The sequence below is a fragment of the Streptomyces spinosus genome (genome assembly GCF_020400655.1).
GTDB classification, from domain to species: domain Bacteria; phylum Actinomycetota; class Actinomycetes; order Streptomycetales; family Streptomycetaceae; genus Streptomyces; species Streptomyces argyrophylli.
The window spans coordinates 59,682-86,666 of the sequence record NZ_JAINRC010000012.1 but is presented as its reverse complement, the minus strand read 5'-3'; the positions used below and the strand labels follow the sequence as shown (position 1 = coordinate 86,666).

23 protein-coding genes are annotated in these 26,985 nt (G+C 73.3%); 9 read left to right on the top strand and 14 right to left on the bottom strand.

What is annotated here, in order from left to right; all coding sequences use genetic code 11:
- Positions 1 to 14: 14 nt before the first annotated feature.
- On the bottom strand, positions 15 to 860 hold the full coding sequence (locus tag LG395_RS22900) for an anti-sigma factor (RefSeq protein ID WP_225811051.1): 846 nt from the start codon (positions 858 to 860) through the stop codon (positions 15 to 17).
- Complete coding sequence (locus LG395_RS22895; protein WP_171160126.1) at positions 857 to 1,450, bottom strand: sigma-70 family RNA polymerase sigma factor; 594 nt, start codon at positions 1,448 to 1,450, stop codon at positions 857 to 859. Before LG395_RS22895 ends, LG395_RS22900 begins: the two co-directional genes overlap by 4 nt.
- 158 nt (positions 1,451 to 1,608) lie before the next feature.
- Between LG395_RS22895 and LG395_RS22890 the strand changes: the two genes are divergently transcribed.
- From LG395_RS22890 to LG395_RS22880, 3 genes are all read left to right on the top strand, one after another.
- Positions 1,609 to 3,177, top strand: coding sequence for a DUF4331 domain-containing protein (locus LG395_RS22890; protein ID WP_225811050.1), 1,569 nt, complete (start codon positions 1,609 to 1,611; stop codon positions 3,175 to 3,177).
- Between the two features lie 85 nt (positions 3,178 to 3,262).
- Positions 3,263 to 4,870: a tetratricopeptide repeat protein gene (locus LG395_RS22885; RefSeq protein ID WP_225811049.1), complete on the top strand. Its 1,608-nt coding sequence runs from the start codon at positions 3,263 to 3,265 to the stop codon at positions 4,868 to 4,870.
- 38 nt (positions 4,871 to 4,908) lie between these two features.
- Positions 4,909 to 6,492, top strand: a complete 1,584-nt coding sequence (locus tag LG395_RS22880) for a HoxN/HupN/NixA family nickel/cobalt transporter (protein ID WP_225811163.1) — start codon at positions 4,909 to 4,911, stop codon at positions 6,490 to 6,492.
- 165 nt (positions 6,493 to 6,657) lie between these two features.
- On the opposite strand, the gene LG395_RS22875 is transcribed toward LG395_RS22880, so the two are convergent.
- Positions 6,658 to 7,464 carry an SGNH/GDSL hydrolase family protein gene (locus tag LG395_RS22875; RefSeq protein WP_171157779.1) on the bottom strand — a complete coding sequence of 269 codons (807 nt, stop codon included), beginning with the start codon at positions 7,462 to 7,464 and terminating at the stop codon, positions 6,658 to 6,660.
- A 225-nt stretch (positions 7,465 to 7,689) separates the two neighbouring features.
- Between LG395_RS22875 and LG395_RS22870 the strand changes: the two genes are divergently transcribed.
- Both LG395_RS22870 and LG395_RS22865 read left to right on the top strand, forming a co-directional pair.
- On the top strand, positions 7,690 to 8,784 hold the full coding sequence (locus LG395_RS22870) for a DUF5925 domain-containing protein (protein WP_171157777.1): 1,095 nt from the start codon (positions 7,690 to 7,692) through the stop codon (positions 8,782 to 8,784).
- Positions 8,785 to 8,799: 15 nt separating this feature from the next.
- On the top strand, positions 8,800 to 9,570 hold the full coding sequence (locus LG395_RS22865; protein ID WP_225811048.1) for a DUF72 domain-containing protein: 771 nt from the start codon (positions 8,800 to 8,802) through the stop codon (positions 9,568 to 9,570).
- Between the two features lie 63 nt (positions 9,571 to 9,633).
- On the opposite strand, the gene LG395_RS22860 is transcribed toward LG395_RS22865, so the two are convergent.
- Positions 9,634 to 10,005 carry a GntR family transcriptional regulator gene (locus LG395_RS22860; protein WP_171157774.1) on the bottom strand — a complete coding sequence of 124 codons (372 nt, stop codon included), beginning with the start codon at positions 10,003 to 10,005 and terminating at the stop codon, positions 9,634 to 9,636.
- 72 nt (positions 10,006 to 10,077) lie between these two features.
- On the opposite strand from LG395_RS22860, the gene LG395_RS22855 reads away from it, so the two are divergent.
- Positions 10,078 to 11,007 carry a GNAT family N-acetyltransferase gene (locus LG395_RS22855; protein WP_225811047.1) on the top strand — a complete coding sequence of 310 codons (930 nt, stop codon included), beginning with the start codon at positions 10,078 to 10,080 and terminating at the stop codon, positions 11,005 to 11,007.
- Positions 10,988 to 11,488 carry a ribonuclease FAU-1 family protein gene (locus LG395_RS22850; RefSeq protein WP_225811046.1) on the top strand — a complete coding sequence of 167 codons (501 nt, stop codon included), beginning with the start codon at positions 10,988 to 10,990 and terminating at the stop codon, positions 11,486 to 11,488. The genes LG395_RS22855 and LG395_RS22850 overlap by 20 nt, the downstream gene beginning before the upstream one ends.
- A gap of 22 nt (positions 11,489 to 11,510) precedes the next feature.
- Here LG395_RS22850 and LG395_RS22845 read toward each other — a convergent pair whose 3' ends face one another.
- The gene (locus LG395_RS22845) at positions 11,511 to 12,131 is read right to left on the bottom strand and encodes a class I SAM-dependent methyltransferase (RefSeq protein ID WP_225811045.1); all 621 of its coding nucleotides are present in this window, start codon (positions 12,129 to 12,131) and stop codon (positions 11,511 to 11,513) included.
- Between the two features lie 138 nt (positions 12,132 to 12,269).
- Between LG395_RS22845 and LG395_RS41225 the strand changes: the two genes are divergently transcribed.
- On the top strand, positions 12,270 to 12,404 hold the full coding sequence (locus LG395_RS41225) for a hypothetical protein (protein ID WP_263982901.1): 135 nt from the start codon (positions 12,270 to 12,272) through the stop codon (positions 12,402 to 12,404).
- Between the two features lie 290 nt (positions 12,405 to 12,694).
- Here the strand turns inward: LG395_RS41225 and LG395_RS22840 are convergent, their stop codons facing one another.
- The 8 genes from LG395_RS22840 to LG395_RS22805 all read right to left on the bottom strand — a co-directional run bounded on the left by LG395_RS22840 (position 12,695) and on the right by LG395_RS22805 (position 24,154).
- A complete protein-coding gene (locus LG395_RS22840; RefSeq protein WP_171157768.1) occupies positions 12,695 to 13,555 on the bottom strand; it encodes an esterase/lipase family protein in 861 nt (286 codons plus the stop codon).
- A 300-nt stretch (positions 13,556 to 13,855) separates the two neighbouring features.
- The gene (locus LG395_RS22835; RefSeq protein WP_225811044.1) at positions 13,856 to 14,854 is read right to left on the bottom strand and encodes a DNA polymerase Y family protein; all 999 of its coding nucleotides are present in this window, start codon (positions 14,852 to 14,854) and stop codon (positions 13,856 to 13,858) included.
- A complete protein-coding gene (locus tag LG395_RS22830; protein WP_225811043.1) occupies positions 14,851 to 18,372 on the bottom strand; it encodes a DNA polymerase III subunit alpha in 3,522 nt (1,173 codons plus the stop codon). Before LG395_RS22830 ends, LG395_RS22835 begins: the two co-directional genes overlap by 4 nt.
- Positions 18,373 to 18,573: 201 nt before the next feature.
- Complete coding sequence (locus LG395_RS22825) at positions 18,574 to 19,476, bottom strand: S1 family peptidase (protein WP_171157762.1); 903 nt, start codon at positions 19,474 to 19,476, stop codon at positions 18,574 to 18,576.
- Between the two features lie 192 nt (positions 19,477 to 19,668).
- Positions 19,669 to 20,466: a DUF1684 domain-containing protein gene (locus LG395_RS22820; RefSeq protein ID WP_225811042.1), complete on the bottom strand. Its 798-nt coding sequence runs from the start codon at positions 20,464 to 20,466 to the stop codon at positions 19,669 to 19,671.
- A 315-nt stretch (positions 20,467 to 20,781) separates the two neighbouring features.
- Positions 20,782 to 21,543 carry an amino acid ABC transporter ATP-binding protein gene (locus tag LG395_RS22815; RefSeq protein WP_308071303.1) on the bottom strand — a complete coding sequence of 254 codons (762 nt, stop codon included), beginning with the start codon at positions 21,541 to 21,543 and terminating at the stop codon, positions 20,782 to 20,784.
- Positions 21,540 to 23,300 (bottom strand): FAD/NAD(P)-binding protein, encoded by a 1,761-nt coding sequence (locus LG395_RS22810; protein WP_225811041.1) that lies wholly within the window; start codon positions 23,298 to 23,300, stop codon positions 21,540 to 21,542. The genes LG395_RS22815 and LG395_RS22810 overlap by 4 nt, the downstream gene beginning before the upstream one ends.
- Positions 23,297 to 24,154, bottom strand: a complete 858-nt coding sequence (locus LG395_RS22805; RefSeq protein ID WP_171157757.1) for an amino acid ABC transporter permease — start codon at positions 24,152 to 24,154, stop codon at positions 23,297 to 23,299. Before LG395_RS22805 ends, LG395_RS22810 begins: the two co-directional genes overlap by 4 nt.
- Positions 24,155 to 24,615: 461 nt before the next feature.
- Here LG395_RS22805 and LG395_RS22800 point away from each other — a divergent pair, with 461 nt between their 5' ends.
- Entirely contained in the window at positions 24,616 to 25,536 is a 921-nt protein-coding gene (locus LG395_RS22800; protein ID WP_225811040.1) for an ABC transporter substrate-binding protein, read from the top strand.
- Between the two features lie 19 nt (positions 25,537 to 25,555).
- Here LG395_RS22800 and LG395_RS22795 read toward each other — a convergent pair whose 3' ends face one another.
- The gene (locus LG395_RS22795) at positions 25,556 to 26,623 is read right to left on the bottom strand and encodes a phage baseplate protein (RefSeq protein WP_225811039.1); all 1,068 of its coding nucleotides are present in this window, start codon (positions 26,621 to 26,623) and stop codon (positions 25,556 to 25,558) included.
- Positions 26,624 to 26,985: the final 362 nt, after the last annotated feature.

Sequence of the window (26,985 nt, the reverse complement as noted above, 5' to 3'; positions counted from 1 at the left end):
TCATCCACCTTTGACTACTCTCCGAATCCGACCGATTTCAGGGTGAGTTGGACAATGGGCTGACCAGTGGGTTGAGCTGACCCACCGTCAGGCTCGACGGTCACGGCGAGTGACGTCGAAGCGGCGTCGAGACCCTTGGCGACCAAGGGCGTGTCGCCCGCCAGGAGCCCCAGGGAGCGCGGTCGCACGCGGGGACGCATGAGCCACAGCTGGTGCACGCGCCCGCCGGACGGGGTGCCGTATCCGCTGAGGGTGACGACGGCTTCCCGCTCGGAGACGGAAGCGATTACTCCGATACTGCGGCCGCCCGCGTCCCCGCTGCCGGCCGCGCGGGCGTCCGGAGCGGCCAGAACGTGGGCGATCTCACGTGCCCGGTCCCGCTCGGCGGCCAGCCGGTGCTCGGTGCGGCGGGCCTGGACGGCGAACAGGGAGGCGACGACGAGCGCCGCGGCGGCCGTGACCGTGGCGAACGGGACGAGGAGGGGGCGGCGCGTCCGGGACGCACGGGCGCGGCCCGGCGGGGGCTGGGTGCCCCAGACGTGCGGCGGGAGCTGGGGCGCGCGCTCCCGGGCCGGCGTCCGGTCGCGTGTGCCCGCGCGGCCGCGCGCCGGCTCCTGCGGGGTGGTACGGACGGCGGCCAGGACCCGGTCGCGCAGGGCGGGGGGCGCCGGGGCCGCCGCCGACCAGGCGAGGCGGACGGCGTCCTCGGCCAGTTCCCGCACCTCGGCGGCGCACCGGTCGCAGCCCGCCAGGTGCTTCTCGAAGCGGCGGCGCTCGCCCGGTTCCAGCGCGTCGAGGGCGTAGGGCGCGGCCAGGGAGTGCGGGTCCTCGTGGCGCAGCAGTCTGCCGAGGATGCTCATGCGGCGCCTCCCAGGCACTGGCGCAGCCGGGTGAGTCCGTCGCGCATCCGCGTCTTGACCGTGCCGAGCGGCAGCGAGAGCCGCTCGGCCACCTCACGGTAGGTGTACCCGTCGTAGTAGGCCAGGGTCACCGACTGGCGTTGCAGGGCCGTGAGCCGGTTCAGGCAGCGGCGCACCCACTCGCGTTCCAGACCGGCCTCGACCTCCTCGGCGACCTGGTCGAACGCGGGCTCCCCGGCGCGCAGGGCCTCGCGCTGCTCGCGTTCGCCGGCCGCGCGGGCACTGCGCACCCGGTCGACGGCGCGGCGGTGGGCGAGGGTGAGGATCCAGGACAGGGCGCTGCCCCGGCCGGGGTCGAACCGGGCGGCGGAGCGCCACAGTTCGAGCAGCACCTCCTGGGCGACCTCCTCGGACTGGGCGGGGTCGCGCACCACCCGTCGCACCAGGCCGAACACCGGCCCGGAGACCAGCCCGTACAGGTCCTCGAACGCCCTGTGGTCGCCGCCGGCCACGAGCAGCAGCAGCTCGTCCGCCTGCGTGCGGCCCCCCTCTCCGTGGCCGCAGCCGGCTCTTCCTCGCGCACCGCGCATCCGCACCGTGACACACCTCCCCGAGGGGGTACGGATCAGCGGGCCGAAAACGCGGGTCCGGGAGCGGTGAAAAGTTTTTCCCGTCCGACCAATCCGATCGGCGCCGCCGCTCCGTATACCCGTCCGTCAAAGGCAAGTCGGCACTGAGGACGGACGGCATGACACCTCTCTTCTCCAGGGGCGCCCTCGCCAGGAGGACGCACTCCGGGCGCGGCACCGGACGCACGGGCCTGGTCACGCTCATCTGCGGGGCGCTGGCCGCCGGAGGGCTCACGGCCGCCGGCGTCGCGGCGCTGGGACCCGGGACGGCCGCCGCCTCCTCCCACCGGGAGGCCCCGCTGATCTCGGGCACCCCGCAGTACGACAACACGGACCTGTACGCGTTCGTCAGCCCGGACAAGCCCGACACCACGACGATCGTGGCCAACTGGATCCCCTTCGAGGAGCCGGCCGGCGGGCCGAACTTCTACACGTTCGCCGACGACGCGCAGTACGACCTGCACATCGACAACAACGGTGACGCGCAGGGCGACCTGGTCTTCCGCTACACCTTCAGGACCCGCACGAAGAAAGGGAACACGTTCCTGTACAACACCGGTCCGGTCACCAGCCTGGACGACCCCGACCTCAACGTCACACAGACCTACGACATCGACCTCATCAGGCTCCGGGGCGGGCACGAGGTGTCGAAGACCAAGCTGGCCGACGACGTGCCGGTGGCGCCGTCGAACGTCGGCAAGGCGTCCATGCCGGACTACGGCAGACTGCGCGCGCAGGCGGTGTACAGGACGGCGGGCGGCGCGGCGACCTTCGCCGGTCAGGCGGACGACCCGTTCTTCCTGGACCTGCGCGTCTTCGACCTGCTGTACGGCGGGAACCTCACCGAGGTCGGCCGGGACACCCTCAAGGGCTACAACGTCAACACCATCGCCCTCCAGGTGCCGAACGAGCTGATCCGCGAGTCCGCCCACCAGCCGGTCGTCGGCCTGTGGTCGACCACCCAGCGCCGTAACGCGCAGGGCTACTACAGCCAGGTCTCGCGCCTGGGGAACCCGCTGGTCAACGAGGTCGTCAACCCGCAGAAGGACAAGGACAGGTTCAACGCGTCCCAGCCCTCGTACGACGCGCAGTTCCTGAGGAACGTCACCAACCCGGAGCTGCCGAAGCTCATCGAGTCGATCTACAAGATCAAGGCACCCGCCGAGCCGCGCAACGACCTGGTCGACGTCTTCCTCAAGGGCGTCAAGGGCCTCAACCGGCCGCCGAACGTGCGGCCCGCGGAGGAGCTGCGGCTGAACACCTCCGTCAAGCCGAGCATGCACCCGAAGCGGCTGGGGGTGCTGGACGGCGACAACACGGGCTTCCCGAACGGCCGCCGGCTCACCGACGACGTCGTCGACGCGGCCCTTCAGGTGGTGGAGGGCGAACTGGTCGGCTCCAAGAACGACCTGGGTGACGCGGTCGACAAGAACGACAAGAAGTTCGAGAACTACTTCCCCTACGTCGCCCAGCCCACGTCCGGCTCGCGCGGCGCGCTCGCCAAGGGCACGACGGCGGGGACGGACGTGCGCAGCCGGCTCGGGGACGCCCTGCGGCCGGCGGGGGCCTCCGGCGCCTCCGGCGACACCGTGCTGATCGCCGCGTCGGCGGCCTCCGGCGCGGCCGGGATCCTGCTGATCGGCAGCGCCGTCGCCTGGTGGCGCCGGCGCGTGCAGCGCCCGTACTGACCCGCACCCACCAAGACCGGCGCGGCCCGTGTTCCTCTCCCCCACGGCGGGCCGCGCCTCCCACACGACCGACGGAGGAGAAGGCATGGGCCCGCGCGGGCAGGACGACGAGCAGGACGGGCAGCGGGTGGTGGAGCAGGACCACGAGCAGGACGGGCGGAAGGCGGAAGGTGCCGAGGAGCACGGTCCGGGTGCCGAGGAGCACGGTCCGGGCACGGGTACGGCCGGGGCCGAGTCGCCCACGCCGTCCGCACCGGCGCCCTCGCCTTCCGGGGCGGCGCCTTCGGGTGCGGCGCCCTCGTCCCGCGGTGCGGCCCTCCCGGGGGGCGACGAGCGGGTCGCCGCCGTGCGGCGGGCCGGTGCCGCCGGGCGGCTGTGGCGGGGCAGGGTTCAGCTCACGCTCAGCGCCGCCCTGCTGGCGGTCGCGCTGACCGGTGGTGCGCTCGCGCTCGGTGCGGACCGGGAGCCGGCACCGGCGCCGGTCTCCGCCGGCGCCGTCGACCCCGGTGCCCTAGGCGGCGGAGACCTGGACGCGAGCGTCACCGCGCTCCAGACGCACCTGCGGTCCCAGCCGAAGGACGCGGGCGGCTGGGCCACCCTCGCTCTGGCCTACGTCGAGCAGGCACGGACCAAGGGCGACCCGTCCCGCTACCCCCGGGCGGAACAGGCGCTGCGGCGGTCCCTGTCGCTGGCGCCGGGCGGCGACCAGGCCCTGGCCGGCCGCGCCGCCCTCGCCGCCGCCCGGCACGACTTCGAGGACGCCCTGGCCTTCGCGGACGCGGCCCTGCGCCGCAACCCGTACAGCGAACGCGCGCTGTCCTCCCGGATCGACGCCCTGGTCGAGCTCGGCCGGTACACCGACGCCGCCGGGGCGGCGAAGACCGCCGACGCGCGCAGGCCGGGCGTACCGGTCTTCACCCGGTACGCGTACGTGCACGAGCTGCGCGGGGACGTGACCACGGCACGCCGGGTCCTGCGACAGGCGCTGTCCGCAGCCGGTTCGCCGGGCGACACCGCGTACGTGGCCACGCAGCTCGGCCAACTCGCCTGGAACCAGGGGGACTACGCGGCGGCACTCAGTTTCTGCGCCCGCGCCCTGGCCGCCGACGACGGCTACCTGCCGGCGCTGGAGGGCCGGGCCCGCGCGCGGGCGGCGAGCGGTGACCGTGCCGGGGCGATCACGGACATGGAGACGGTGGTCGCCCGCTCCCCGCTGCCCGGCCCGCTGGTCGAACTCGGCGAGCTGTACGAGGCGCGCGGCGCGGCAGGCGACCGGGCGCGGGCCCGGCGGCAGTACGCGCTGGTCGACGCCTGGATCGCGCTGGCCCGCGCCAACGGCGTCAACGCCGACCTGGACACCGCGCTGGCCGCGGCCGACCACGGCGACAAGCGGGCCGCCCTGCGCGCGGCCCGCGCCGAATGGGCGCGCCGGCACACCGTGCACACCGCCGACGCCCTCGCCTGGGCGCTGCACGTCAACGGCCGCGACACCGAGGCCCTGCCCTACGCCCGCCGGGCCACCGCCACCGGCTACCGCAGCGCCGCCTTCCGCTACCACCGGGGCGTGATCGAGCTGGCCACCGGCCACCGGGCCGCCGGCCGGGCCTCGCTCGCCTCGGCCCTGGAACTGAACCCCGGCTTCTCCCCGCTGGGTGCGGCTCGGGCCCGCGCCGCTCTGGAGGGAGCCGAGTGACACCACGTCCGCGCCCCGCCGCACCGCGTCCGCGCCGGGTGGCACCGCGTCTGCTGTGCGTCCTGGTCGCCGTGTGCGCCCTGGCACTCCTCCCGGCCGGCGCCGCGAACGCGCACCCCCTCGGCAACTTCACCGTCAATCGCTACGACGGCCTGGTCGCCGCTCCCGGACGGCTGCGCGTCGACCATGTGGAGGACCTCGCCGAGATCCCGGCGACCCAGGCCAGGGCCGACATCGAGCGGCTGGGGCTGAGCGCGTGGGCCCGGCAGCGGTGCGCACGGGCCGCCGCCGACAGCGGACTGCGGGTCGACGGGCGTGCGAGCGCCCTCACGGCCGTCGGCGGCAGCGCGCGCACGCGTCCCGGCCAGGCCGGCCTGGACACCCTGCGCGTGGAGTGCCGGCTGACCGCCCCGCTGCCGCGCGCGAGCGCCTTCACCCTCGATTTCCGGGGCGCGGGCGCCGCCGGCGGGCCCGGCTGGCGGGAGATCACGGCGCGGGGCGACCGCATGACGCTCACCTCGGCCGACGTGCCGAAGGAGTCGGTGTCCCGGGAACTGACCTCCTACCCCGAGGACCTGCTGTCCTCCCCTGCCGACACCGGGACGGCCTCGCTGCGGGTACGGCCCGGCGGCCCGGCGCTCGTGGCGGACACGCGGCGGCAGGCGGCCCCGGGTGCCGGTGTGCTGCCCCGCGGCGCCGACCGCTGGACCCGGGCCCTGGACGACCTCGTGGCCCGGCAGGACCTCACCGTCGGCTTCGCCGGTCTGGCCCTGCTCATCGCCGTCGTCCTGGGCGCGCTGCACGCGCTCGCGCCGGGCCACGGCAAGACCCTGATGGCCGCGACGGCGGCGGCGCGCGGAGGCCGGGCCCGGCCACGGGACGTACTGCCGTTGGCCGCCTCGGTCACCGTGACCCACACCCTCGGCGTGGTCGCCCTGGGCCTGCTGGTCACGGCCGGTTCGGCGGCCACACCGGCGGTGATCTCCTGGCTGGGCCTCGCCGGTGGCGTGCTGGTGCTGGCGGCGGGCGTCACCCTCGTCCGCCGTGCCTGGCGCGACCGGGTACGGGCGACCACTGCCGCCCAGGAGACGGTGGAGCACCGGGAGTTGGCGACCGTGGGAGGCGGACGCAGTGCCCCCCACCACCATCACCACCACGACGGTGTGGAACACGCCCATGGGGACCACGCGCACTCTCACTCACACAGCCATGGAGCGCACAGCCACGTCGGGCACACGCACACCCACGGCGGCCACACCCACACCCACCCCACCGCGCCCACACTCCGCGGCACGATCCTGCTCGGGTTCGCCGGCGGGCTGGTGCCCAGTCCGTCCGCCGTGGTCGTGCTGGTCGGTGCCGCCGCGCTCGGCAAGGCCTGGTTCGGCCTGCTGCTCGTCGTGGCGTACGGGGCCGGTCTCGCGCTGACGCTCACCGCCGCCGGGTTCGCCGTCGTACGGCTGGGCGCGGGGGCGGTGCGGGTGCTGGAGCGGCGCCCGCGCTGGGGCGCCCACCCGGTGGCGGTCCTGGCGCGCCGGGCCCTGCCGCTCGGATCGGCCCTGGTCGTGCTGGCGCTGGGCGTGGGGCTGGTGCTCAAGGGGGCCGCGTCCGCGCTGGGCTGAGCCACGTTCCCGGGCGGACGCACACGTCACGTCACCGTCGCCCGCTGCGACGGCGGCGGAGACCCCGTCGTCCGGGACCCCCGCCTCACCTTCGGGCTCACCCTGGGAACACCACCCCGAGGACGTCACTCTCGGGACTCGACCCCGCGGGTGAGCCCCGACGGGTCATGCCGCGTTGTTCAGCACCGGCAGGTAGCCGCCGGACTGGCCGGACGCGGTCGGGTGGTACGACTCGCCGATGTCGAGCCAGTTGACGCTGTGCAGCCAGGAGTCGCCGGAGCATATCTCGTGGCCGGAGAACGTGGTGCGGACGTCGCCGAAGACGAAGTTGTGGGCGGTGGCGCGGGCCTTGATGGCGTTGTCCATGTAGTCGGCGGCGTCGTTGATCGCGGAGCGCTTGGTCTCGGAGAGGCCGAGGCAGGTCTGGCCGAGCAGGTAGAAGCGGGGGTAGCCGATGACGACCACCCGGGCGGAGGGGGCTTTGGCGCTGATCGCGTTGTAGACGGTGTCCAGCTTGCCGGGGAGCGTGTTGGCGACGTACGCCCTGGCGGTGTTGATGCGGGACAGGCACGTGCTGTCCGAGCTGGTCACGCAGGTGGTCATCACGTCGGCGAAACCGGCGTCGTTGCCGCCAATGGTGATGGAGACCAGTGAGGTGGAGGAGTTCAGCGAGCCGAGCTGGCCCGCGAGCACGTCGTCCGTCTTCGCGCCGGAACAGGCGTTGAAGGCGAACGAGGAGGGGCTGTGGGCGGCGTTCCACAGGTAGGGGTAGGCCTTCGTGCTGCGGTCGCAGTCGCCGCTGGAGCTGATGTAACTGCCGGCGCCCACCCCGGAGGAGTAGGAGTCGCCGAGTGCGACGTAGCCGCCGGTCGCGGCGGTCGAGGACGCCTGCGCCGAAGCGGCCCCGGTGAGACCGAGGCCGGCGGCGAGGAGGAGCGAGGTCACGAATCCGGTAAGTCGGGAACGTCTCATGGAACCTCCCTTTAGCAGGATGTCTGCCAGCAACTGTGGTAGCAGCTACGCGTGTTGACAGGAAGTGTCCATGCCAAAACTTCCGTCATCTCGACAGAATCGGCCCAGGACGTTCACCGCTCATCTATTGCGCATGCATGCCCTGTCTGTTGACCGGTCGTCACCGCCGGGAGAAGGGAGGGGAAATACCGTGCGCGGGCCCCATCCGTGGCGGATCATGGCGGCATGTCTGCCAACCCACACGACGCTCTGCCGATCCGGCTCCACGTCGACGACTCCGACTCGCCGTCCGACGTCGTCGACGCGCTGTTCCTCGGCCGCTTCGCGACGGGCGAGCAGCCGTACTCGCACGCCGCGAACATCGACCGGGTGCGCTCGGGCGCGACCCTGCTGCCGGAGGGCGCCCGCGTGCTGCGGACGGCCCGCGACGACGACCGCAGCGCGACCCTCGCCGAGGGGGACGGCTGGACGCTGCTGGTCTCCCGCTGGAACCGGGGCGCGGACGTCACCGTCACCGCGACCAGCGCCGAACTGGCCGAGCGGATCCTCGGACAGGCCACGGACGGCGCGGCCGACGAGCCGGAACCGCAGCCGGAGAACGTCACGATGGGGTTCTGGTACGTCTCCCCCCGGCGCGGCCCGCACCGCACCACCCGGCAGATCTCCGCGGGCACCTGGGACGAGGTCCGGCCCAACTACACGGCACCGGTGGCGGACGCGATGGACCACCTGATGAAGACGACCCCGGAGGACATCGCGGGGCGGCTGCTGCTGCTCCACGGCCCGCCCGGCACCGGCAAGACCTCGGCCCTGCGCACCCTTGCCCGCTCCTGGCGCGACTGGTGCCAGGTCGACTGCGTCCTGGACCCGGAGCGGCTCTTCTCCGACGTCGGCTATCTGATGGACATCGCCATCGGGGAGGACGACGGCGCGGGCAAGGGCCGCTGGCGCCTGCTGCTGCTGGAGGACTGCGACGAGCTGATCCGGGGCGAGGCCCGGCACACGGCGGGCCAGGCCCTGTCCCGGCTGCTGAACCTCACCGACGGCCTGCTCGGCCAGGGCCGCAACGTCCTGGTCGGCGTCACCACCAACGAGGACCTGGAGCGGCTGCACCCGGCCGTGGTCCGCCCCGGCCGCTGCCTGGCCCGCATCGAGGTCGGCCCGCTGACCCGTCCGGAGGCGGTGAAGTGGCTCGGCACCGAGGAGGGCGTCGGCCGGGACGGCGCGACCCTGGCCGAGCTGTACGCGCTGCGCCGGGGCACCGCGCCGACCTCGGTGCCGGGGGCCCGGGAGGGCGCGGACGCGGGCCTGTACCTGTAGTGCTTTGATGAGGGTATGACCCTGTTCGTCGGCACGTCGGGGTGGCAGTACAAGGACTGGCGGGACCGGGTGTACCCGGCCGGGGTGCCGGCGCGGCTGTGGCTGGAGGAGTACACCCGGCTGTTCTCCACCGTGGAGATCAACAACGCGTTCTACCGGCTGCCGTCGTACGACACCTTCGCCGCCTGGCGCGTCCGGGTCCCGCCGGACTTCGTGGTCGCGGTCAAGGCCAGCCGGTTCCTCACCCACATCAAGCGGCTCAGGGACCCCGGGGAACCCGTGCACCGCCTGATGACCCACGCGGCGGGCCTCGGCGACCGCCTGGGCCCGGTCCTCCTCCAGCTGCCGCCCACCCTGCGCGCCGATCCGCCGCTGCTGGACGCCTGCCTGGCCTGTTTCCCGGCCGGTACGAGGGTCGCGGTGGAGCCCCGCCACGACTCCTGGTGGACGGGCGAGGTGCGCGAGGTGCTGGCGTCCCGTGGCGCGGCCCTGTGCTGGGCGGACGTCCTCGCCCGCCCGGTCACCCCGCTGTGGCGCACCGCCGGCTGGGGCTACGTCCGCTTCCACCAGGGCCGCGCCCGGCCCTGGCCGCGCTACGGCCGCCGCTCGCTGGAGACCTGGGTGGACCGTGTCGCGACGACCTGGTCCGGCACCGAGGACGTGTACGCGTACTTCAACAACGACCCCGGGGGCGCGGCGGTCCAGGACGCGGTGGCGTTCGCCCGGGCGGCGCGCCGGGCGGGCCTGACGGTGACGAGGACACCGGAGCCGGCGGGGCTGGGCTGATCCCCCGTCCGGCCGGGACGTCCGCGCCGCTCACCCTTCCCGTCGCCCGTGTCCCGCTTCGCCTCAGCCCTGTCCGTAGGCGGCCCGCAGGGCATCCCGCACGGCGCCCAGCGCCTCGTCCTCGGCGAGCCCGAGCCGCCGCACACGCTCGACGTACGCCTGGGCGGCCAGGGCGGCCTCCCGTACCGCGGCCGAGCCGGCGGCGGCCACGAACGTGCCGTTGCGCCCCCGCGTCTCGATCACCCCGTCGCCCTCCAGCGCCCGGTACGCCTTCGCCACCGTGTTCACCGCGAGCCCGAGGGACTCGGCCAGCCCCCGCACGGTCGGCAGCCGGTACCCCACCGGGAGCGCGCCGGACCGCGCCTGCTCGGAGATCTGCGCCCGCACCTGCTCGTACGGGGGCGCGCTGTCATCGATGCGGATCTTCAGGCTCACACGGGCGATTGTCCCGCACCCGCCGGAAAATGAGAGGCACCCCGGTCCTCCCGGCCCGTACGGTGCCTCCTCATGACCGTCCTCGTGCGCCCCCTGCGCCCCGACGTCCCCGCGGACGCCGAGGGCTTCGCCCGCGTCCGCCGCCTCGCCCTGCCGTACATCCTGTTCACACCGGACTCGGTCAGGCACACGGTGGCCCATACGCACCCGGACGCCCGCTTCCGGCCGCTCGTCGCGGAGGAGGACGGCGAGATCACCGGCACGGCACAGGTGCACCTGATCCCGGACAGCCCGGAGCCCGGCCTGGGCGCCCTCAACGTCTACGTCCGCCCGGACCGGACCCGCCGCGGTGCCGGCCGGCTTCTGGTCCGGGCCGCCGAGGAGTACCTCGCGGAGGTGGGCGCGACCAAGCTGTTCGCCTGGGCGCTGGACGAGCCGGCCAACCAGGCCTTCGCCGAGCGGCGCGGCTACCGGCGGGGCCGTACCGCGCACTTCCTCCGGCTGGACGTGGCGCACGGCACGCTGCCGCCGCTGCCGGAGGTGCCGCCCGGCGTCGAACTGCGCACGGCCGCCGACTTCGCGGACGATCCCCGGCCGCTGTTCGAACTGGACGCGGAGACGGTGCTCGACGAACCGGGCGACGTGGACTACGAGTTCACGGACTACGACGCCTGGCTCGCGCAGAGCTGGCACCACCCGCTGCTGGACCGGGAGCTGACCACGGCCGCCTGTGTCGAGGGCCGTCCGGTCGCCTTCACCGTGGCCTACACCGACGGCGACGGCCGCTACTCCACGGCGATGACCGGCACCGCCCGCGCCCACCGCGGCCGCGGTCTGGCCAAGCTCACCAAGGCCCACTCGCTGCACCGGGCCCGCGCCGCCGGGGTCACCGAGGCCTTCACGGGCAACGACACCGGCAACGCTCCCATGATCGCGGTCAACGAGTGGCTCGGGTACCAGGTCTGCGCTACGGAGGTGCGCTATGTCCGCGAACTCGGCTGAGCCGGCCCGGCTGGAGGTCGTCCTGGTCAAGGCGGGCCGTACGAAGATCCGTTACCCGGCGGAACTGCTCGGCGACGACGGCGACCGGATCGCCGTGCGCGCGCCCTGGGCGGGTACGGGGGTGCGGGACTTCGGGTTCGTGCGGTTCGAGCCCGGTGACGTGTTCACCGAGTACTACTGGCGGGACCGGTGGTACTCGGTGAAGGAGGTCCGCGCGGCGGACGGCTCGGTCAAGGGCTGGTACTGCGACGTCACGCGTCCCGCGGTCCGCACCGGCACGGAGCTGGTCGTGGAGGATCTCGACCTGGACCTGTGGCGCTCCGCGGACGGGCGGGACGTACGGCGTCTGGACGAGGACGAGTTCGCCGGGAGCGGTCTCGCTGAGGCGGACCCGCGGGCCGCGGCCGCCGCGGTGGCGGCCCTCGACGCGCTGGAGGCGATGGCGGTCCGCCCCGACGGCTTCGCGGAGCTGCTGGCCTGACCGCCGGCCCGGCCGCCCGGGGTCACACGGTGGCCACCACGGCGTACCGCTCGTCGTCCACGTCCTTGCCCCACAGCAGGGAGTCGCCGGACAGTGGCTCCACGCGCACGTCCCGGCTCAGCGGCTCCAGCAGGGCGGTGAGCCGGGCGGCCGGTACACCGACCGGGCTGAGAGTCCCCCACACGCCCTCGACCAGCACGAACCGGCCTTGGGGAAGCAGCAGCTCCCGCCAGTGCCGCAACGCCCCGGCCGGGTCCGGCAGCGCCCACAGCACATGCCGTACGAGGACCACGTCGAAGCGCCGCTCCCCCACCGGCGGGGCCGTGGCGTCCCCGCACAGGATCGTCGCGGGGTGCCCGGCGAGCTTGGCCCGGGCCCGCCCGGCCATCGCCGGGGACCGGTCGACACCGGTCACCCGGTGCCCCTGTTCGCAGGCGAGGAGTGACAGGCTGCCGGTGCCGCAGCCGAGGTCGAGGACGTCCGCGCCGTGCCCGGGCAGCCAGCTCCGCAGCCGGTCGGCCCAGGCCGCGCGCACCTCGGGGTCGCGCAGGCCGTGGTCGGGTTCGTCGTCGAAGGCGGCGGCCCGCGCATCCCAGTCCGCTTCCGGGGCAGCCGCATCCCTGTGCGTGTTCTCGCTCGTCATGCCCAGAGGGTGACACAGGCCACTGACAGCGCGGACGTGACAGCCGCCACTGACAAACCGGCACGGATGAGGAACTCTCGCCGAAAGCGTCTACCTCCGTGACAACGCGGAACCCGGTAGGCACTGAAGGAGGCAGCCATGCGCCGTACGACCGTGCAGAAGCCCCTGAAGAGGACGGACAGCCGCCGGATCCGCGACCGGGCGGAGGAGCTCCCCGCGGGGCGCCCCGAGGTGCGCAAGGACATCGCCCGCACCTGGTGGCCCGAGGGCTGACACGGCGCCGCCCCGGCACAGCCGCTCCCGCGATCACGTCGGCCGTGTCGGCACGCCCTGCACCTGAGCGCAGTCTGAGCGCTTCCTTAAGCGGACCATAAAGATCTTCTCCGCCCGTCCCCAGCCGGTTCCCCGGGGTTAGTTTCGGATCACCCCACGGGACCCGAGCCCGTCCCACGGACCGTTCGGAAAGGTTCCGCGTGCCCGCGCGCCGTGTGTCCGGCGGTCAGCGCCGACGAGGGTTTCGGGGTCTGTCCGGCGGCTCAGGCCGGACAGACCCCGGCGGGCCCTCAGCTGAAGACGGACGCGCAGGTGGTGGCGGTGGCGTGGGCCGGGTCGAGCGCGTTGGCCACCTCGTGGAAGGCGATCCGGTCGGTCAGGCCGATCGCGAGGTGCTCGGAGAGGTCGAGCGGGCACAGGTCCTGGAGCAGGACGTTGCGGACGCCGGAACCGTTCAGGTACTGGGTGCGCCAGGGGGTGACCACCTCGTCGTACTGGCTGGCGATGACCGTGTAGCGCACTCCGGGGACGGTGTCGCCGCCCGCGTTGAGCTTGGTGAGGAAGGCGGAGCCGGTGATCTGGTCGGCGAGGCCGGGGGTGGTGGCCTTGAGCAGGTCCTCGGCGCCGGGGAAGTACGGCAGCAGGTGGGTGAGGCCGTCCAGGTCGGTGCCGTGGTTGTCGGGGGCGATGCCGACGAGGGCGTTCACCTTGGCGGCTCCGCCGAGGAACTTCAGGTAGTAGCGGGGCATCATGCCGCCCTGGGAGTGGCCGACCAGGTCGGCCTTGGCGGCGCCGGTCGCGGCGAGCACCTTGTCGACGAAGGCGGCCAGTTGCCCGGCCGACGCGTCGATGGGGCCGAGGCCGTGGAAGAGGGGGACGCCGGGCAGTTGGCCGTAGTCGAGGGAGTAGACGCAGTATCCGCGGCTCTGCAGATAGGGGGCGAGGCCGAGCCAGTTGTCGACCGAGTTGCCCAGGGTGCCGTGGACGAGGACGACGGGGCGGGGGTGGGCGGCGGAGGGCCGGCAGGAGTAGTCGTTCCAGCCGGAGTGGGGAGCGTCCGAGGCGCTGGCGGTGGCGGCCGGCACGACGGCGACGGCGGCGGTGAGGAGCAGGGCGGCGAGGGGTCTGAGCGCGCGTTTCCAGGGCAGCATCGTGTGATCTCCTTGCGGCTCACGGGAGGTGCACGGCCTAACCCTGTGATCCGGATCACGGGATGCTGTTCACTCGTCAAGTTACGGGCGAGTAGCGCACGTGTGAAGTTACGCGTCAGTAAAAACTCCCGGCGACGACCGGGGGCGCTCGCCGCCCGCTTGGTCACCCGGGGTGCGCGGCCGGCTCGGTGACGGCGGCCGGGGCGAGCCGGTGACGGTGGCGCCGGCCGGGACGTCGGAGGTGCGCACCCGGGCCTTCGCCGTTCGGCCTGGCGGCACGGCCGGCCGACGGCGCTCGCCTCACGCGGCCGTGGGCCGGCTGGGGGCGCACGCCAGGGCCAGCGTCCCCGGCACCACCGCCCGCGGCCCGAACTTCGCCCGTACCCGGTCCGCGACCTCCTCGACACGGCGGACCTTCTCGTCCACGGGGTCGAAGGTGAGCTGGTGGGAGGCCTGTTCGGCGGAGGTCAGCCCCTCGGCGCGCAGGGCGAGCGCGCGGACCCGGGCGCGTTGCAGGCCGAGCGCCTCGTACATGCCGTAGGCCGCCCTGGTCAGGTCCGCGGAGTGCGCGGTCGGCTCCCGCAGGGTGCGGCTGCGGGTGGTCGAGGAGCGGTCGGCGTAGCGCACGGTGAGGGTCAGGGTGCGGCAGACCTTCTCCACCGCGCGCAGCCGGGAGCCGATCTCCTCGGCGGCCGAGAGCAGCGCCCGGCGGTGCCGGCCGGGATCCAACTCGTCGATGCCGAAGGCCCGTTCCGTCACCAGCGACCGTGAGACGGCGTTCGGGACGACCCGGCCGCGGTCGATGCCGCTCGCCTTCTCCCGCAGCTCCCGGCCCGCCTTGGCGCCGATCAGCCGCTGGAGCGTGGACAGCGGCGCGGCGGCGACCCGGCCCAGGGTGTCCAGGCCGTACTCGTCCAGGGTGCGGGCGGTCGCCGCGCCGACGCCGGGCAGCGCGGCGACGGGCTTGCCGGCGAGGAAATCGGCGACCGCGTCCTCGGGCACCGCGCAGGTCACCCCGGGCCGGGCGTGGCGCAGCGCCACGCGGGCCAGCATCGGGCCCGGCCCGGCGCCGATCGCGCAGTCGACGCCGTAGCGCGCGAGGGCCCGCACCCGGATCACCGAGGCCAGCTCCACCGCGTCGCGCCCGAAGTACCGCTCGGCGCCGCGCAGATCGGCCAGCGCCCCGTCCGGCGGCAGCGCCTCCACGACCGGTGTGAACTCCTCCAGCAGCCCGAGCAGTTCCGGCAGGGCGGCCTCGCGCACCGGCGGCAGCTGGAAACGTACGCAGAGGATGGTCATCCCGCACTCCCCGGGCTCTGGTGCCACAACTTCCTTATCGACGCCGGCCCTTGCGCGGCGTCCTGGCCCGCGGGCCGCAGATCGGCCCAGGGGTGCATCTCGTACCCCGTGGGCATGCGGATCGTCCGGTCCGCCATCCGGTCACGGGCCGCGGAGCCGGCCGGCGCGGGCAGCCCCTCGGAACCGGCGAGCCGGGCCCGCAGCGCACCGTCGTCGTCCCCGTCCGGCGAGCCGTCCGCGCCGGACGGTCCGGCCAGCCGGGCCGCGACCCCGTCGAGTCCCTCCTCCCGGCGCACCTCCACCAGTTCGGCGAGGTTCCAGGCGGCGGAGCCCACCACGCTCAGGCTGCGCGGACCGCGCCGCTGCACCACTCCGCGCACCAGCAGCAGCCAGGAGTGGAAGACGGTGTGGGCGCAGGCGTCGTGCGAGTCGTCGAAGAAGGCCAGGTCCACCAGTCCCGTCCCGTCGTCCAGGGTGGAGAAGATGACCCGCTTGCCGGAGCGGATCGGCGGGGTCTGGGTGGCCGCCTTGGCGCCCGCGACCAGCACGGTCTCGCCGTGCCGGGCCTCGCGCAGCCGGCGCGCGGAGACCACGCCCAGTTCCTGGAGGAACTCGCGGTGGTCGTCCATCAGATTGCGCGAGGCGTCCATCGACAGCACGCCCAGTTCGGCGCTGAGCCGCTCCGCCGAGGTCAGGTCGGGCAGCCCGGCCGGCGCGGTCTTGCGTCCGCCGGCCAGCGGGAGCTGACCACCGCCGCCGCCCCGGGCGCCACGGTGCAGCTCGGTCAGGTGCAGTTGCAGATCGCGCCGGTTGGCGCCGAAGGCGTCCAGCGCGCCCACCTGCGCCAGCCGCCCGGCGAGCGGCCGGCTGGGCCGGGCCCGCTCCCAGAAGTCCACGAGCGAGGAGTACGGCTGCCCGTCCGCGATCCGCTCCGCCTCGGCCTCGCTGATGCCGTGGACGTCGCAGAGCGCGAGCCGCAGCCCCCACACCGCCGGTGATTCAGACACCAGTTCGATCCTGTGTGCGACCCCGGAGACGTTCACGTCCAGCGGCAGGACCGGCACCCCGCGCCGCCGCGCGTCGGCCAGCAGCAGCCGCTTCGGGTACATCCCGGGGTCGTGCGTGAGCAGCCCGGCGTAGAAGGCGGCCGGGTGATGGGCCTTCAGCCACGCCGACTGGTAGGTGGGTACGGCGAAGGCGACGGCGTGCGCCTTGCAGAAGCCGTACGACCCGAAGGCCTCCACGATCTCCCAGGTCCGCCGGATCGTCTCCGCGTCGTACCCCTTGGCCGCCGCCCGCTGGGCGAACCACACCCCGATCCGCCCCTGCGACTCGGGATCGGACAGCCCGCGCCGCACCCGGTCGGCCTCGCCGCGCCCGCAGCCGGTCATGATGGAGACGATGTCGATGATCTGCTCGTGGAAGACGACGACCCCGTACGTCCCCTTCAGCGGCTCCTCCAGGTCCGGGTGCGGGTAGCGCACCGGCGCCCGCCCGTGCCGCGCCTCGATGAACGGCCGCACCATGTCGGCGGCGACCGGGCCGGGCCGGAACAGCGAGATGTCGACGACCAGGTCGTGGAAGCCGGCGGGCTGGAGCCGCCCCACCAGGTCCCGCTGCCCCGGCGACTCGATCTGGAAGCACCCGAGGGTCTCGGCGGACCGGATCAGCCGGTACGTCTCCGGGTCCCCCGGCTCCACCGCGTCCAGGTCGATCCGCTCCCCGCTCACCCGCTCCACCTCGGCGACCGCGTGCGCCATCGCCGACTGCATCCGCACGCCCAGCACGTCCAGCTTGAGCAGCCCGAGGTCCTCCACGTCCTCCTTGTCGAACTGCGACATGGGCAGGCCCTCACCGCTGGTCGGCACCACCGGCGTACGGGCGAGCAGGGAGGCGTCCGACAGCAGCACCCCGCACGGGTGCATGGCGGTCCCGCGCGGCAGGGCGTCCAGCGCCTCGACCAGCTCCCACAGCCTGCCGTACTTCTCCCCTTCCCGCTGGAGCTCCCCCGCCAGCCGCTTCAGCTCGGGCAGTTCCTCCAGCGCCGCGCGGGCGTCACGCGCCCGGATGTGCGGGAAGGACTTGGCGATCCGGTCGATCTCGGCCGGGTCCATGGACAGCGCGGCGCCCACGTCCCGGATCGCGTGCCGGACCCGGTAGGTCTCCGGCATGGAGACGGTGGCGACCCGCTCGGTGCCGAACCGGCCGATGATCGCCCGGTAGACCTCCAGCCGGCGCGCGGACTCCACGTCGATGTCGATGTCCGGCAGCACCACGCGCTCCTTGGACAGGAAGCGCTCCATCAGCAGCCCGTGCTCGACCGGGTCGGCGTGCGCGATGCCGAGCAGGTGGTTGACGAGCGACCCGGCCCCGGAGCCGCGGGCGGCCACCCGGATCCCCATGTCCCGGACGTCGTCGACCACCTGGGCGACGGTCAGGAAGTAGGAGGCGAAGCCGTGGTGGGCGATGATGTCCAGCTCCTGGTGCATCCGCTCCCAGTACGCGCGCCGCCCGCCGTACCCGAGCCGCAGCATCCCCTCCGCCGCCCGCGAGGCGAGCGCGCGCTGCGCGGTGCGCCGGCCGGCGCCGACGAGGTGTGCCTCGGGGAAGTGGACGGTGCCGATGCCGAGGTCGTCCTCGGGGTCGACGCGGCACTCGGCGGCCGTCGCCAGGGTCTGTTCCAGCAGCCGGTGGGCCGTCTCCCGCCGGAACCCGGCGGCCTCCACGACCCGCTCGGCGACGCCCAGCATGGTCTGCGGGTCCTTCAGCCACGCCTCGCCGGAGTCCAGCTCCCCCCGGGGGTCGACCGGCACCAGCCGCCGCGCGGCGTCCAGCACATCGGCGACCGGCCCCGTCCCGGGATCGGCGTACCGGACGGCGTTGCTGAGCACCGGCCGCACCCCCTGCTCGGCGGCGAACCCGACGGTGCGGGCCGCCAGCCGCAGGGAACCGGCCCCCGTGCCGGTACGGCCGTGCCAGACGGCCTCCAGGCGCAGCGCGTCGCCGTGGATCTCGCGCCAGGGTGCGAGCAGTTCGGCCGCCCGGTCGGGTCGCCCGGCGGCGAGCGCGCGCCCCACGTCCGACCCCGGCCCGAGCAGCACCACCAGGCCGTCGCCGTGCTGGCCGGCCCAGGGCAGCAGCGGAGTGCCCCCGCCCTCGTGCGCCGCCGTGACGAGCCGGCACAGGCCGGCCCACCCGCGGGCGCCGTCCCGGGCGAGGAAGGTCACGCGGGGGGCCGACTCGTCCACGAAGGCGCCTCCGCGCACCGGCGTCCGCCGCCGGTCACGGCGTACGGACTCCGCCGTCGCCACGGCCAGGTCCACTCCGAACAGCGGACGGACGCCCGCGCCCGCGCAGGCCTTGGCGAAGCGCACCGCCCCGGCGAGGGTGTCGCGATCGGTCAGGGCGAGGGCGTCCATCCCCCGCTCGGAGGCACGCTCGGCCAGCCGCTCCGGGTGGGACGCCCCGTACCGCAGGGAGAACCCGGAGACGGTGCGCAGATGCGCGAAGCCCGGCACGCACACCTCCCGCACTCGTGAGCCCGGAACGGCTCTCGAACATCAGTTCCCAGTTTCCCCACTCCCACCATACCCCCATTCCCGAACATGTGTACGACACTCGTTCGAGCGTCCCTCACCTGCGCAAACGCACCAGGAAGCCCCCGTGCGCCGTGCGCGCGCGAGGGCTTCCCGGTGTCGTCCGTCAGCGGAGGCGGGCCGTCAGTAGACGTGCACCCCGTAGGCGCTCAGCGCCTCGGTGACCGGCTGGAAGAAGGTCGTACCGCCGGAGGTGCAGTCACCGCTGCCGCCCGACGTCAGACCGTAGGCCGTGGTGCCGCCGTACAGCGGGCCGCCGGAGTCGCCGGGCTCCGCGCAGACGGTGGTCTGGATCAGGCCGGAGACGATGTCGCCGCCGCCGTAGTTGACCGTGGCGTTGAGCGCGGTGACGCGGCCGCTGTGCGTGCCGGTCGTGGACCCGCGGCGGTAGACGGTCGTGCCCACGGAGGGCGTGGCCGCGCTGGTGATGTCCTGGCTGCCCACGGCGCCGGACTTGGTCACCGAGCTGTTGGTGTACCGCACGATGCCGTAGTCGTTGCCGGGGAAGCTGGAACCGGCCGTGGTGCCGAGCGTGGTGCTGTGGGAGGAGTTCGACCACCAGGTGCCCGCGCCGTCGGTGCAGTGCCCGGCGGTCAGGAAGTAGTAGTTGCCGCTGGAGTCCTGGACGTTGAAGCCCAGCGAGCAGCGCCAGCTGCTCGCGTAGATGGCGTCGCCGCCGGAGATCAGCTTGTTGAACTTGCCCGGCGTGTGCTTGACGACCAGGGCGTCGGCGTTGGCGCCGGCCTGCTTCTTGATCTTGGCGATCTCGGCCTGGGACACCGTGCTGTCGACGGTGACCACCACGCGGCCGGTCTTGCTGTCCACCGCCCAGGCGGTGCCGGGGACGTCGGCCTGGCGGACGGAGTCGCTCGCCTTGGTGAGCTGGGTGGCGCTGAAGGTGTGGACGTCGCTGGCGTTCGCGGTGGGGGCGGCGAACGCGGCGGCGGCCAGGAAGCCGGTGGCCACGGCGGTCAGCCGGACCCGTCTCGCCGTACCGCCACGGGGAGTGGTGCGCTTGATCCTCACTTGTCGTTCCCTCCAAGGGAAGTCGGGGGCCCGCGTGGGGTCGGGGCCCGTGAGGCGCAGCCAGGGGCTCGACCGGATTCGAATATGCATGCCCCTGACAAGCGCTGAGGGGGAGTATTCGGCCGAACGGCCGGTCGGCACAAGGGTGCCTTTCGGCCGTCGGCCCCCTCCCACGCGTCCGGCCGAGGCCAACTACACGGGTCGGGACCGGATCACCTGCCGCTCCCCCGTCTCGACCGGCACGTCCAGCGTGTTGCCGGGGGGCGGGAAGGGGCAGATGAAGTGGTCGGCGAAGGCGCACGGCGGGAGCTGGGCGCGGTTGAGGTCGACGGTCGTGCGCCCCTCGGCGTCCGGGGCCGGCGAGAAGAGGAAGCGGAACCGGAAGCTCGTGTCGCCGCTGGTGGCGTCGGCGAACACCGCCCACAGCAGTCCGTCCCCCTGCCGCGCGACCTTCAGCGTCCGTTCCTGTCCGGCCAGGGTGAAGGCGAGTTCCCCGGCGAGGTCGAAGCCGCGCTCGCGGCCGTCCGCGTTGCCGAGCCGGACGGTCCGCGTGCCCTCGTAGGGCGTGAACCGCCCCGGCACCGACCAGCGGGGGTCGTAGGGCCCGGCCTCGATGCCCCGGAAGGCCTGCCGGGCGGCCGAGCCGGGGTCGTACACCCGCACTCCCCAGACGCCCTCGCGCACCAGCACGACCAGCCGCTTCTCGCCGAGCGCGACCCGTGCCCGCGCCTCCGGGCCGCGGTCGGCGGCCAGCCTGGCCTCACCCGCGAGGGGCCGGCCGTCCACGGTCAGGCCGTCGGTCCCGGTGGCAGTGAGCACCACCCCGTCCTCGTCCGCCACCCAGTTCCCGGGAATGTCCGGAATTCGACCATCCGGATAGTCCTCGATCCAGTGCGTCGCGGTCAGCGCGAGCGGCCCGTAGGGCGCCGAGACCCGCTCCACGCGCTGCTCGTGCCACTGCTTCCAGGCGTCGGACGCGTCCGTCGTCATGCCGTCGGTTCCTTTCGTCGATGATCGGTGTTTCCCCTGCCGGAGGCACCGGCGAGGACAGCCCGGGTGTCGGAGCGGAGGGTGCCGCCCCGCTGTTCCGCGCGGACGCACCGCGCCCCTGGAGCAGCCGCAGCACCCCGGGTCGCGACGGCCCCGAGCGCCCCCGCACCCCCGGCGCCGCCACGGCCTCGAAGGCCGCGGCGCGCCATGTCGCCGGCACAGCCCCGGTCCCGCCGCTCCGGCGGGCCGGTACGACGGCGCGGGGCGGCGCCGCCGGATCACCGCGCCCCGCCGCCACGAGGCCGGCCCCCGCCCTCACAGCACCTTCGCCAGGAACGCCCGGGTCCGCTCCTCCCGCGGAGCGTCCAGCACCTCCTTGGGCGCACCCCGCTCCACGATCCGGCCGTCGGCCATGAACACCACCGTGTCGGCGACCTCCCGGGCGAACGCGATCTCGTGCGTGACGACGATCATCGTCGTCCCCCGCGCCGCCAGGTCCCGGATGACGTCCAGCACCTCCCCCACCAGCTCGGGATCGAGCGCGGACGTCGGCTCGTCGAACAACAGCAGCTTCGGCTCCAGCGCGAGCGCCCGCGCGATGGCCACCCGCTGCTGCTGCCCGCCGGACAGCTGCCGCGGATAGGCGTCGGCCTTGTCACCGAGCCCGACCCGCTCCAGCAGCCGGTGCGCGCTCTCCACCGCCGCCTTCCGGGGCCGCTTCAGCGCGGACACCGGTGCCTCGACGACGTTGTCCAGGACCGTGAGGTGCGGGAAGAGGTTGAAGTTCTGGAAGACGAACCCGATCCGGGTGCGCTGACGCAGCACCTCGCGCTCGGGCAGCTCGTACAGCCTGTCCCCGGCCCGCCGGTACCCCACCAGCGCGCCGTCCACGCTGATCTCGCCCCGGTCCACCTTCTCCAGGTGGTTGATGGCGCGCAGCAGTGTGGACTTGCCGGAGCCGGAGGGGCCGAGCACGACGGTGACCTCGCCGGCGCGCACCTGGAGGTCGATGCCCCGGAGCACGTCGAGCGGGCCGAAGCTCTTGTGCACCGACCTGATGTCGACCATGACGCTCATCGCGCGAGTTCCTTTACGAGTGAGCCGCTGAGGAAGGCCAGCACCGCCCGGGCGGTCGCGTCGTTCTGCCGGAACGCGGGCCCGCCGGTGCGGGGGCGGGTGAAGGCGCCGGGGGCGCGGGTGTCGGTGTACGGCCCGAGCGCGAAGCGCCGGGGGTGCGGGCGCCCGGCGCGGTCGAGGACGCGGCCGTCGCCGGGGTCGACCCTGAGCAGGCCGTCGGGTGTCTCGGCCGCGCCGTCGGCGTGCAGTTCGCGCAGCAGGCTGTCGCGGGCGCGCCGGACGGTGGGCTCGGGCAGCCGGGCCTCCACCAGCGCCCGGGCCTCGACGGAGAAGCCCGGCACGGTGGGGCTGGTGGCGCGGAACACCCCGTCCTCGGCGGTGACGGTCATGCCGGCCCCGACGAACCGGAGCAGTCCGGCCCGGGACAGCGCGAGCATCTGCCGCAGCCGGGGCCCGGGCGGCCCGGACGCGAGGTAGCTGAAGAACCCGTGCCACCAGGAGCCGATGTCCCCGAGCCGCACCAGCTGCCCGTAGACGGAGAGCAGCCCGAGGAACACCCCGAGGTCCGGGCTGTGGGCGGGATCGTGGCGGCGCCGCAGGTCGTCCTCGATGTAACCCCGCAGCCCTTCCTGGAAGTCCTCGTGCGAGGCGTAGCGCACACCCTCCAGGGGGTGGTCGAGCGCGGTCAGGTCGAGCCGGTCGGCCGGGTCCGGTACGGCGGCGGCGACGAGCGCCCGGGTCTCGGCGGGGTCCCCGGCCGCCGCGTACTTCTCCTCGAAGTCGGCCCAGGCCATCGCCGTACGCCCGGGGTGGGCGGTGAACAGCCGGTGGTAGTGGGCGAAGCCCAGCTCCTTCTCGACCAGGGGCCACACATCGCGCCGGAAGTCGAAGCCCGCCGGCCGGGCCAGCAGCTCCGCGACCTCGGCGGGGCCGAGGAAGCGGGGCAGCGGGGGCCGGTCGCCGGTCCAGTCGTAGCCGATCTTCGAGTGGTACGGCACTCCGCGCCGCGAGCCGACGTACAGCACCGGCTCCCGCCCCGAGGGACGGTACGTCTCCCCCTCGTACTGTCCGCCGCGCCCCTCGGTGAGCAGCACCATCAGGTCGACGAAGGCCAGCCCGAAGCCGCGGACGAGGACGGGTTCGCCGGGCGCCAGCGCGGTCAGGTCGCTGTCGGCGGTGAAGTCGGGCGGCAGGTGCACCAGGCCGTGCTCACGGGCGTATGCGGACAACTCGGCCTGCTCGGCGTCGGGTTCGCCGTCCAGGTGGCCCAGGGTGAGGATCACCAGGTCGGCGCGGAGCGGGTCCGGGCGGCCTTCCAGCCACACCCGCTGGCGGCCCTCGCGGGGTCCGTCGACCCGGACCGCGCGGCGGGGGTGGTGGTGGACGGTGACGTTCGGGGGCAGGTCGGCGACGGCCCGTTCGTACACCCAGCGCAGATAGCGGCCCTGGGTGCGGCGGTCGGGGAAGGTACGGCCGTCCAGCCGGGCCCACTCGTGCAGGGTGGGGCCCTCGCGCACCGGGCCGGCCATGGCCACCGTGTCGTCGGTGAACATGGTGACGTCCTCGGCCTGCGAGTTCATCCACAGCAGCGGCGACTGCGCCTGCCGCCATATGCGCCCGCCGCCGGGCGGATGGGGGTCGACCAGGTGGATGTCGAGGCCCGGACCGGCGTACAGCTCAGGCGCGTTGGCGGCGAGGCGTTCGAGGAGGCCGGTCCCCCGCGGCCCGGCTCCGACGATGACCAGTTGCTGCCTCATCGGGCGCTCTCCATGCCGCGCGCGTAGTGCTTCTCGACGAACGTCTGGGCGATGCCCAGCAGGGTGGTGACGAGGGCGTACCAGAGGGTGGCGACCATCAGCAGCGGGATCACCTGATAGGTGCGGTGGTAGATCAACTGGGCGGAGAAGAGCAGGTCGTTGACGGCGATGACGCTGACGATCGAGGTGCCCTTGAGGGTGCCGATCAGCATGTTGCCGGCGGGCGGCACGATCGCGCGCATCGCCTGCGGCAGCACGATCCGCCGCCAGCGCCGCCACCGGCTCAGGCCGAGTGCCTGGGCGGCCTCGATCTGCCCGCGGTCGACCGAGAGGATGCCGCCGCGCACGACCTCGGCGGCGTAGGCGGCCTCGTGCAGGGTGAGGCCGATGATCGCGACGGCGACCGGGCTGAGCAGGTCGACCGTCCTCACGCCGAACACCCGCGGGTACAGCGCGCCGATGTTGAACCACAGCAGCAGCTGCACCAGGATCGGGATGGACCGGAACAGCCACACGTACCCCCAGCTGACCGCCCGCAGCACGGGGTTGGCGGAGAGCCGGAACGCGGCGAGCAGGGTGCCGAGGGCGAAGCCGAGGACCATCACGACCGCGGTCAGCCACAGCGTGAGCCACAGCCCGCGCAGGACGGAGTCGGAGGTGAAGTAGTCGCCGACCACGTCCCATTGGAACGCCTTGTTGCGCACGACGGAGTCGACGGCGAACCCGAGCAGCGCGAGGACGACGACGGCCGCCGCCCACTGGCCGTACCGGCGCTGCGGGACGATCCGCGGGGCGTCCGCGGGCCCGGGCGTGTCCGGGACGGTGGGGATTTTGGCGAGGGTGTCCGATGACATGAAGGCTCCGTGACGCGCGTCGTCGAGGACGCGCCGAGTCGTCAGAACGGGTGGTGCCTTCACACGGGGGCGCGCCACGCGGCGCGGACACGGCCGAGCCCCTCAGCAGGGCCGTACCCCGAGAGTACGCGGGCGTTTCCGTACGCTGTCAAGGTTGTCCGTACTGTGAGCAGTACGTCTCAGGTCGGTTGACGCGGAACCGGATGCCTGTTCCACTTGGCCCATGCATCCGCAGCAGTGGCTGGTCACCCGCTCCCACATCGACTTCGGTCGCGTGTGGTCCTCTTCCTGTTGAGCTGACCCCCTGCTCCCGCCCGTCCTCCGGGCGGGCCCGCTCGCGTTCTCCCGCCGGTTCCCGGCCTGTTCTCCGCCTTCACACGCGCACCCCTCCCCTCGCGTTCCGCACACCTTCCGCCTCAGGAGACCGCTACCCGATGCGCACGCCCGCTTATCGCCATTTCATGCCCTTTGTCGCCATCACTTCGGCCGCGCTGCTCCTCACCGCCTGCGGATCCGGCTCCGGTGACCCGGGCGGCACGGACGCCTCCGGGGTGGCGGCCAAGTCCGACGAGGTGCCCACCACGGACGTCGTCTCCGCCGTGCGGAAGGACGACGCCGCGGCGAAGCTGCTGCCCGCCGGAACCACGCACCTCACCGTCGCGGTCAGCGTCGGCGGCACCCCGCCCGGCACCACGTACCTCGCCGACGGCGCGACCCTGACCGGTCAGGACGTCGACTTCACCAAGGCGGTCGCCCGGGTGCTCGGCATCAGGCTGAAGATCGAGCAGGCGAGCTTCGAGGCGATCCTGCCCGCCCTGGACAGCGGCAAGTACGACTTCGGCGCGAGCAACTTCGGCGTCACGGACGAGCGCCGCAAGACCATCGACTTCGTCACCTACGTCAACGACGGCCAGGGCTTCGCCACCCGCAAGGACAGCAAGCTCGCGAAGATCACCGATCTGAAACAGCTGTGCGGTCTGAACGTCGCGACCGGCGCGGGCACGACGTTCGAGGCCACGCTGGAGGCCGGCAAGCACGTGTGCTCCGACGCGGGCAAGAAGGCGTACCGGGTGCAGACGTACGCCGAGCCGAGCGCGGTCTGGTCCTCGCTCCAGCAGGGCCGCAGCGACATCGTGATGTCCACGATCAACGGCCTGCGGTACGCCGTGGCGCACCAGCAGGGCCTGAAGTTCCTCAACGAGTACCACCGCCTGGACGTCGGTTTCGCCTTCAAGAAGGGCACGAAACTGGCGCCGGCGTTCCAGGCGGCGGTGAACAGGCTGCTGTCCGACGGCAGCTACGACAGGATCCTCAGGAAGTGGGGCACGACGGGTTCCGCGATCAAGGAGTCCCGTATCAGCCCGCCGGAGCTGAAGGACTGACGCGCTCCCCTCCCGGGCGTCAGACGAGGAGGTCCTTGTAGTAGAAGCTGGCCTTCTTGTCGGTCTGGGTGAGGGACTGCTCGGAACCGAAGCCGAGGTGCAGGCGGGCGACGGTCGGGGTGCTCATGTCGGGGATCTGGACGGCCAGTCCTTCCGGCTCCCGGTAGAACAGGCTCTCGCCCGCCTTGCTGAGGCGGCGCTCGAAGACGGTGCCGGTGTTCCAGTCGATCGACGTGACGTAGGTGTTGCTGGTGCTGGTCCGGTTGCCGTCCGCGTCGTAGGTGTAGGCGGTGCCGTCGATGGTGTACAGGTACTGGCCCATGCTGGTGTAGCCCTGGAAGGTGGGGCCGGTGAGCACGGCGGGCTGGGTGAGGGTGGCCAGCGGGGTGAACGTGCCCGCCTTGAACGTGGCCAGGTCGTACAGGCTGTACTTCCAGGTGCCGTTGAGGCGGTGGCGGTGGGCGATGCGGTTGGTGACCGGGTCGACGGCGACGGTGTTGTGGTCGGAACCGGGGACCGGGGTGAACCGGGTGACCTGCGCGGAGTCGGGCCGCAGGACGGCGCCGTTGGCGAACTTGAACCGGGCGATCTTCGTGCCGTAGCCGTTGTTCTCGCTGTCGGGCACGGAGTCGCACTCGGTCCACAGGTAGGCGCTGTTGCCGGAGGGCTCGACACCGATGGACACGCCGTGTCCGAAGCCCTTGAGGTACATCCGGCCGATGACGTACCCCTGCCAGTCGAGGCGGGTGATGCACAGGTCGCCGTTCTTGGACCGGTCGGTGCCGCTGTAGGCCTGTGTCTCCCCGGGCAGGATGCGGCCGCCCTGGACCAACTGGGCCGTGTACAGGTGCTTGTTGGTGTTGTCGAACGCGAACGACTGAAGGATCCGGGTCTCGTTGAGCGGGATCTCGCGGAACCATTCGTCGGATCCGTCGGTGAGGTCGAAGCGCTTGGAGGTGCCGACGGCCGCGGAGGCGGTGCCGGCCTGGTCCAGGACGACGGCTCCGACGGCGGCTGCCGCGGTCAGACCGCCGATCCGCCGCAGTATCTGGCGCCGGCTCGGACCGCCGGACGTCTCGCGCTTCATGTGATCTCCGGGACGTTGCGTCGGCCCGCGACCGGGGCCTTGATGTGTGCACGATGTGTGCGACGCAGGATTGAATCATGCCGTCAGGGCTCGCGCCAGCCTCGTCCGCCCAGCTCGGACACCTCGTCAGGTCCGCGAGAGCAAACGTGATCGAGAACACAACTGTAAACGTGACGTGAAGAGACGGTTGTGGCTCATCGGTCCGATTTGAGGGACTGTTCGCCGGTGCCACGTCCTGCTTAACGTGCAGCGACGGCCTGGCCTCATGCGGCTTTCACTTCACCGACAGCCCGATGCCACGCGGCCTTTGCTTTGCACACGTGCCGGGGCCAGGGTCCCGGCCTTCTTCGGGTTGGGGATGG

Bases quoted from the DNA above. Each gene is read 5' to 3' on its own strand.
- LG395_RS22835 (WP_225811044.1), bottom strand. From the start codon at position 14,854: ATGACCATCCTCTGCGTACGTTTCCAGCTGCCGCCGGTGCGCGAGGCC.
- LG395_RS22800 (WP_225811040.1), top strand. From the start codon at position 24,616: ATGCCCTTTGTCGCCATCACTTCGGCCGCGCTGCTCCTCACCGCCTGC.
- LG395_RS22815 (WP_308071303.1), bottom strand. From the start codon at position 21,543: ATGAGCGTCATGGTCGACATCAGGTCGGTGCACAAGAGCTTCGGCCCG.
- LG395_RS22805 (WP_171157757.1), bottom strand. From the start codon at position 24,154: ATGTCATCGGACACCCTCGCCAAAATCCCCACCGTCCCGGACACGCCC.
- LG395_RS22875 (WP_171157779.1), bottom strand. From the start codon at position 7,464: ATGAGACGTTCCCGACTTACCGGATTCGTGACCTCGCTCCTCCTCGCC.
- LG395_RS22795 (WP_225811039.1), bottom strand. From the start codon at position 26,623: ATGAAGCGCGAGACGTCCGGCGGTCCGAGCCGGCGCCAGATACTGCGG.
- LG395_RS22850 (WP_225811046.1), top strand. From the start codon at position 10,988: ATGTCCGCGAACTCGGCTGAGCCGGCCCGGCTGGAGGTCGTCCTGGTC.
- LG395_RS22840 (WP_171157768.1), bottom strand. From the start codon at position 13,555: ATGCTGCCCTGGAAACGCGCGCTCAGACCCCTCGCCGCCCTGCTCCTC.
- LG395_RS41225 (WP_263982901.1), top strand. From the start codon at position 12,270: ATGCGCCGTACGACCGTGCAGAAGCCCCTGAAGAGGACGGACAGCCGC.
- LG395_RS22820 (WP_225811042.1), bottom strand. From the start codon at position 20,466: ATGACGACGGACGCGTCCGACGCCTGGAAGCAGTGGCACGAGCAGCGC.
- LG395_RS22895 (WP_171160126.1), bottom strand. From the start codon at position 1,450: ATGCGCGGTGCGCGAGGAAGAGCCGGCTGCGGCCACGGAGAGGGGGGC.
- LG395_RS22890 (WP_225811050.1), top strand. From the start codon at position 1,609: ATGACACCTCTCTTCTCCAGGGGCGCCCTCGCCAGGAGGACGCACTCC.
- LG395_RS22885 (WP_225811049.1), top strand. From the start codon at position 3,263: ATGGGCCCGCGCGGGCAGGACGACGAGCAGGACGGGCAGCGGGTGGTG.
- LG395_RS22845 (WP_225811045.1), bottom strand. From the start codon at position 12,131: ATGACGAGCGAGAACACGCACAGGGATGCGGCTGCCCCGGAAGCGGAC.
- LG395_RS22855 (WP_225811047.1), top strand. From the start codon at position 10,078: ATGACCGTCCTCGTGCGCCCCCTGCGCCCCGACGTCCCCGCGGACGCC.
- LG395_RS22865 (WP_225811048.1), top strand. From the start codon at position 8,800: ATGACCCTGTTCGTCGGCACGTCGGGGTGGCAGTACAAGGACTGGCGG.
- LG395_RS22900 (WP_225811051.1), bottom strand. From the start codon at position 860: ATGAGCATCCTCGGCAGACTGCTGCGCCACGAGGACCCGCACTCCCTG.
- LG395_RS22810 (WP_225811041.1), bottom strand. From the start codon at position 23,300: ATGAGGCAGCAACTGGTCATCGTCGGAGCCGGGCCGCGGGGGACCGGC.
- LG395_RS22870 (WP_171157777.1), top strand. From the start codon at position 7,690: ATGTCTGCCAACCCACACGACGCTCTGCCGATCCGGCTCCACGTCGAC.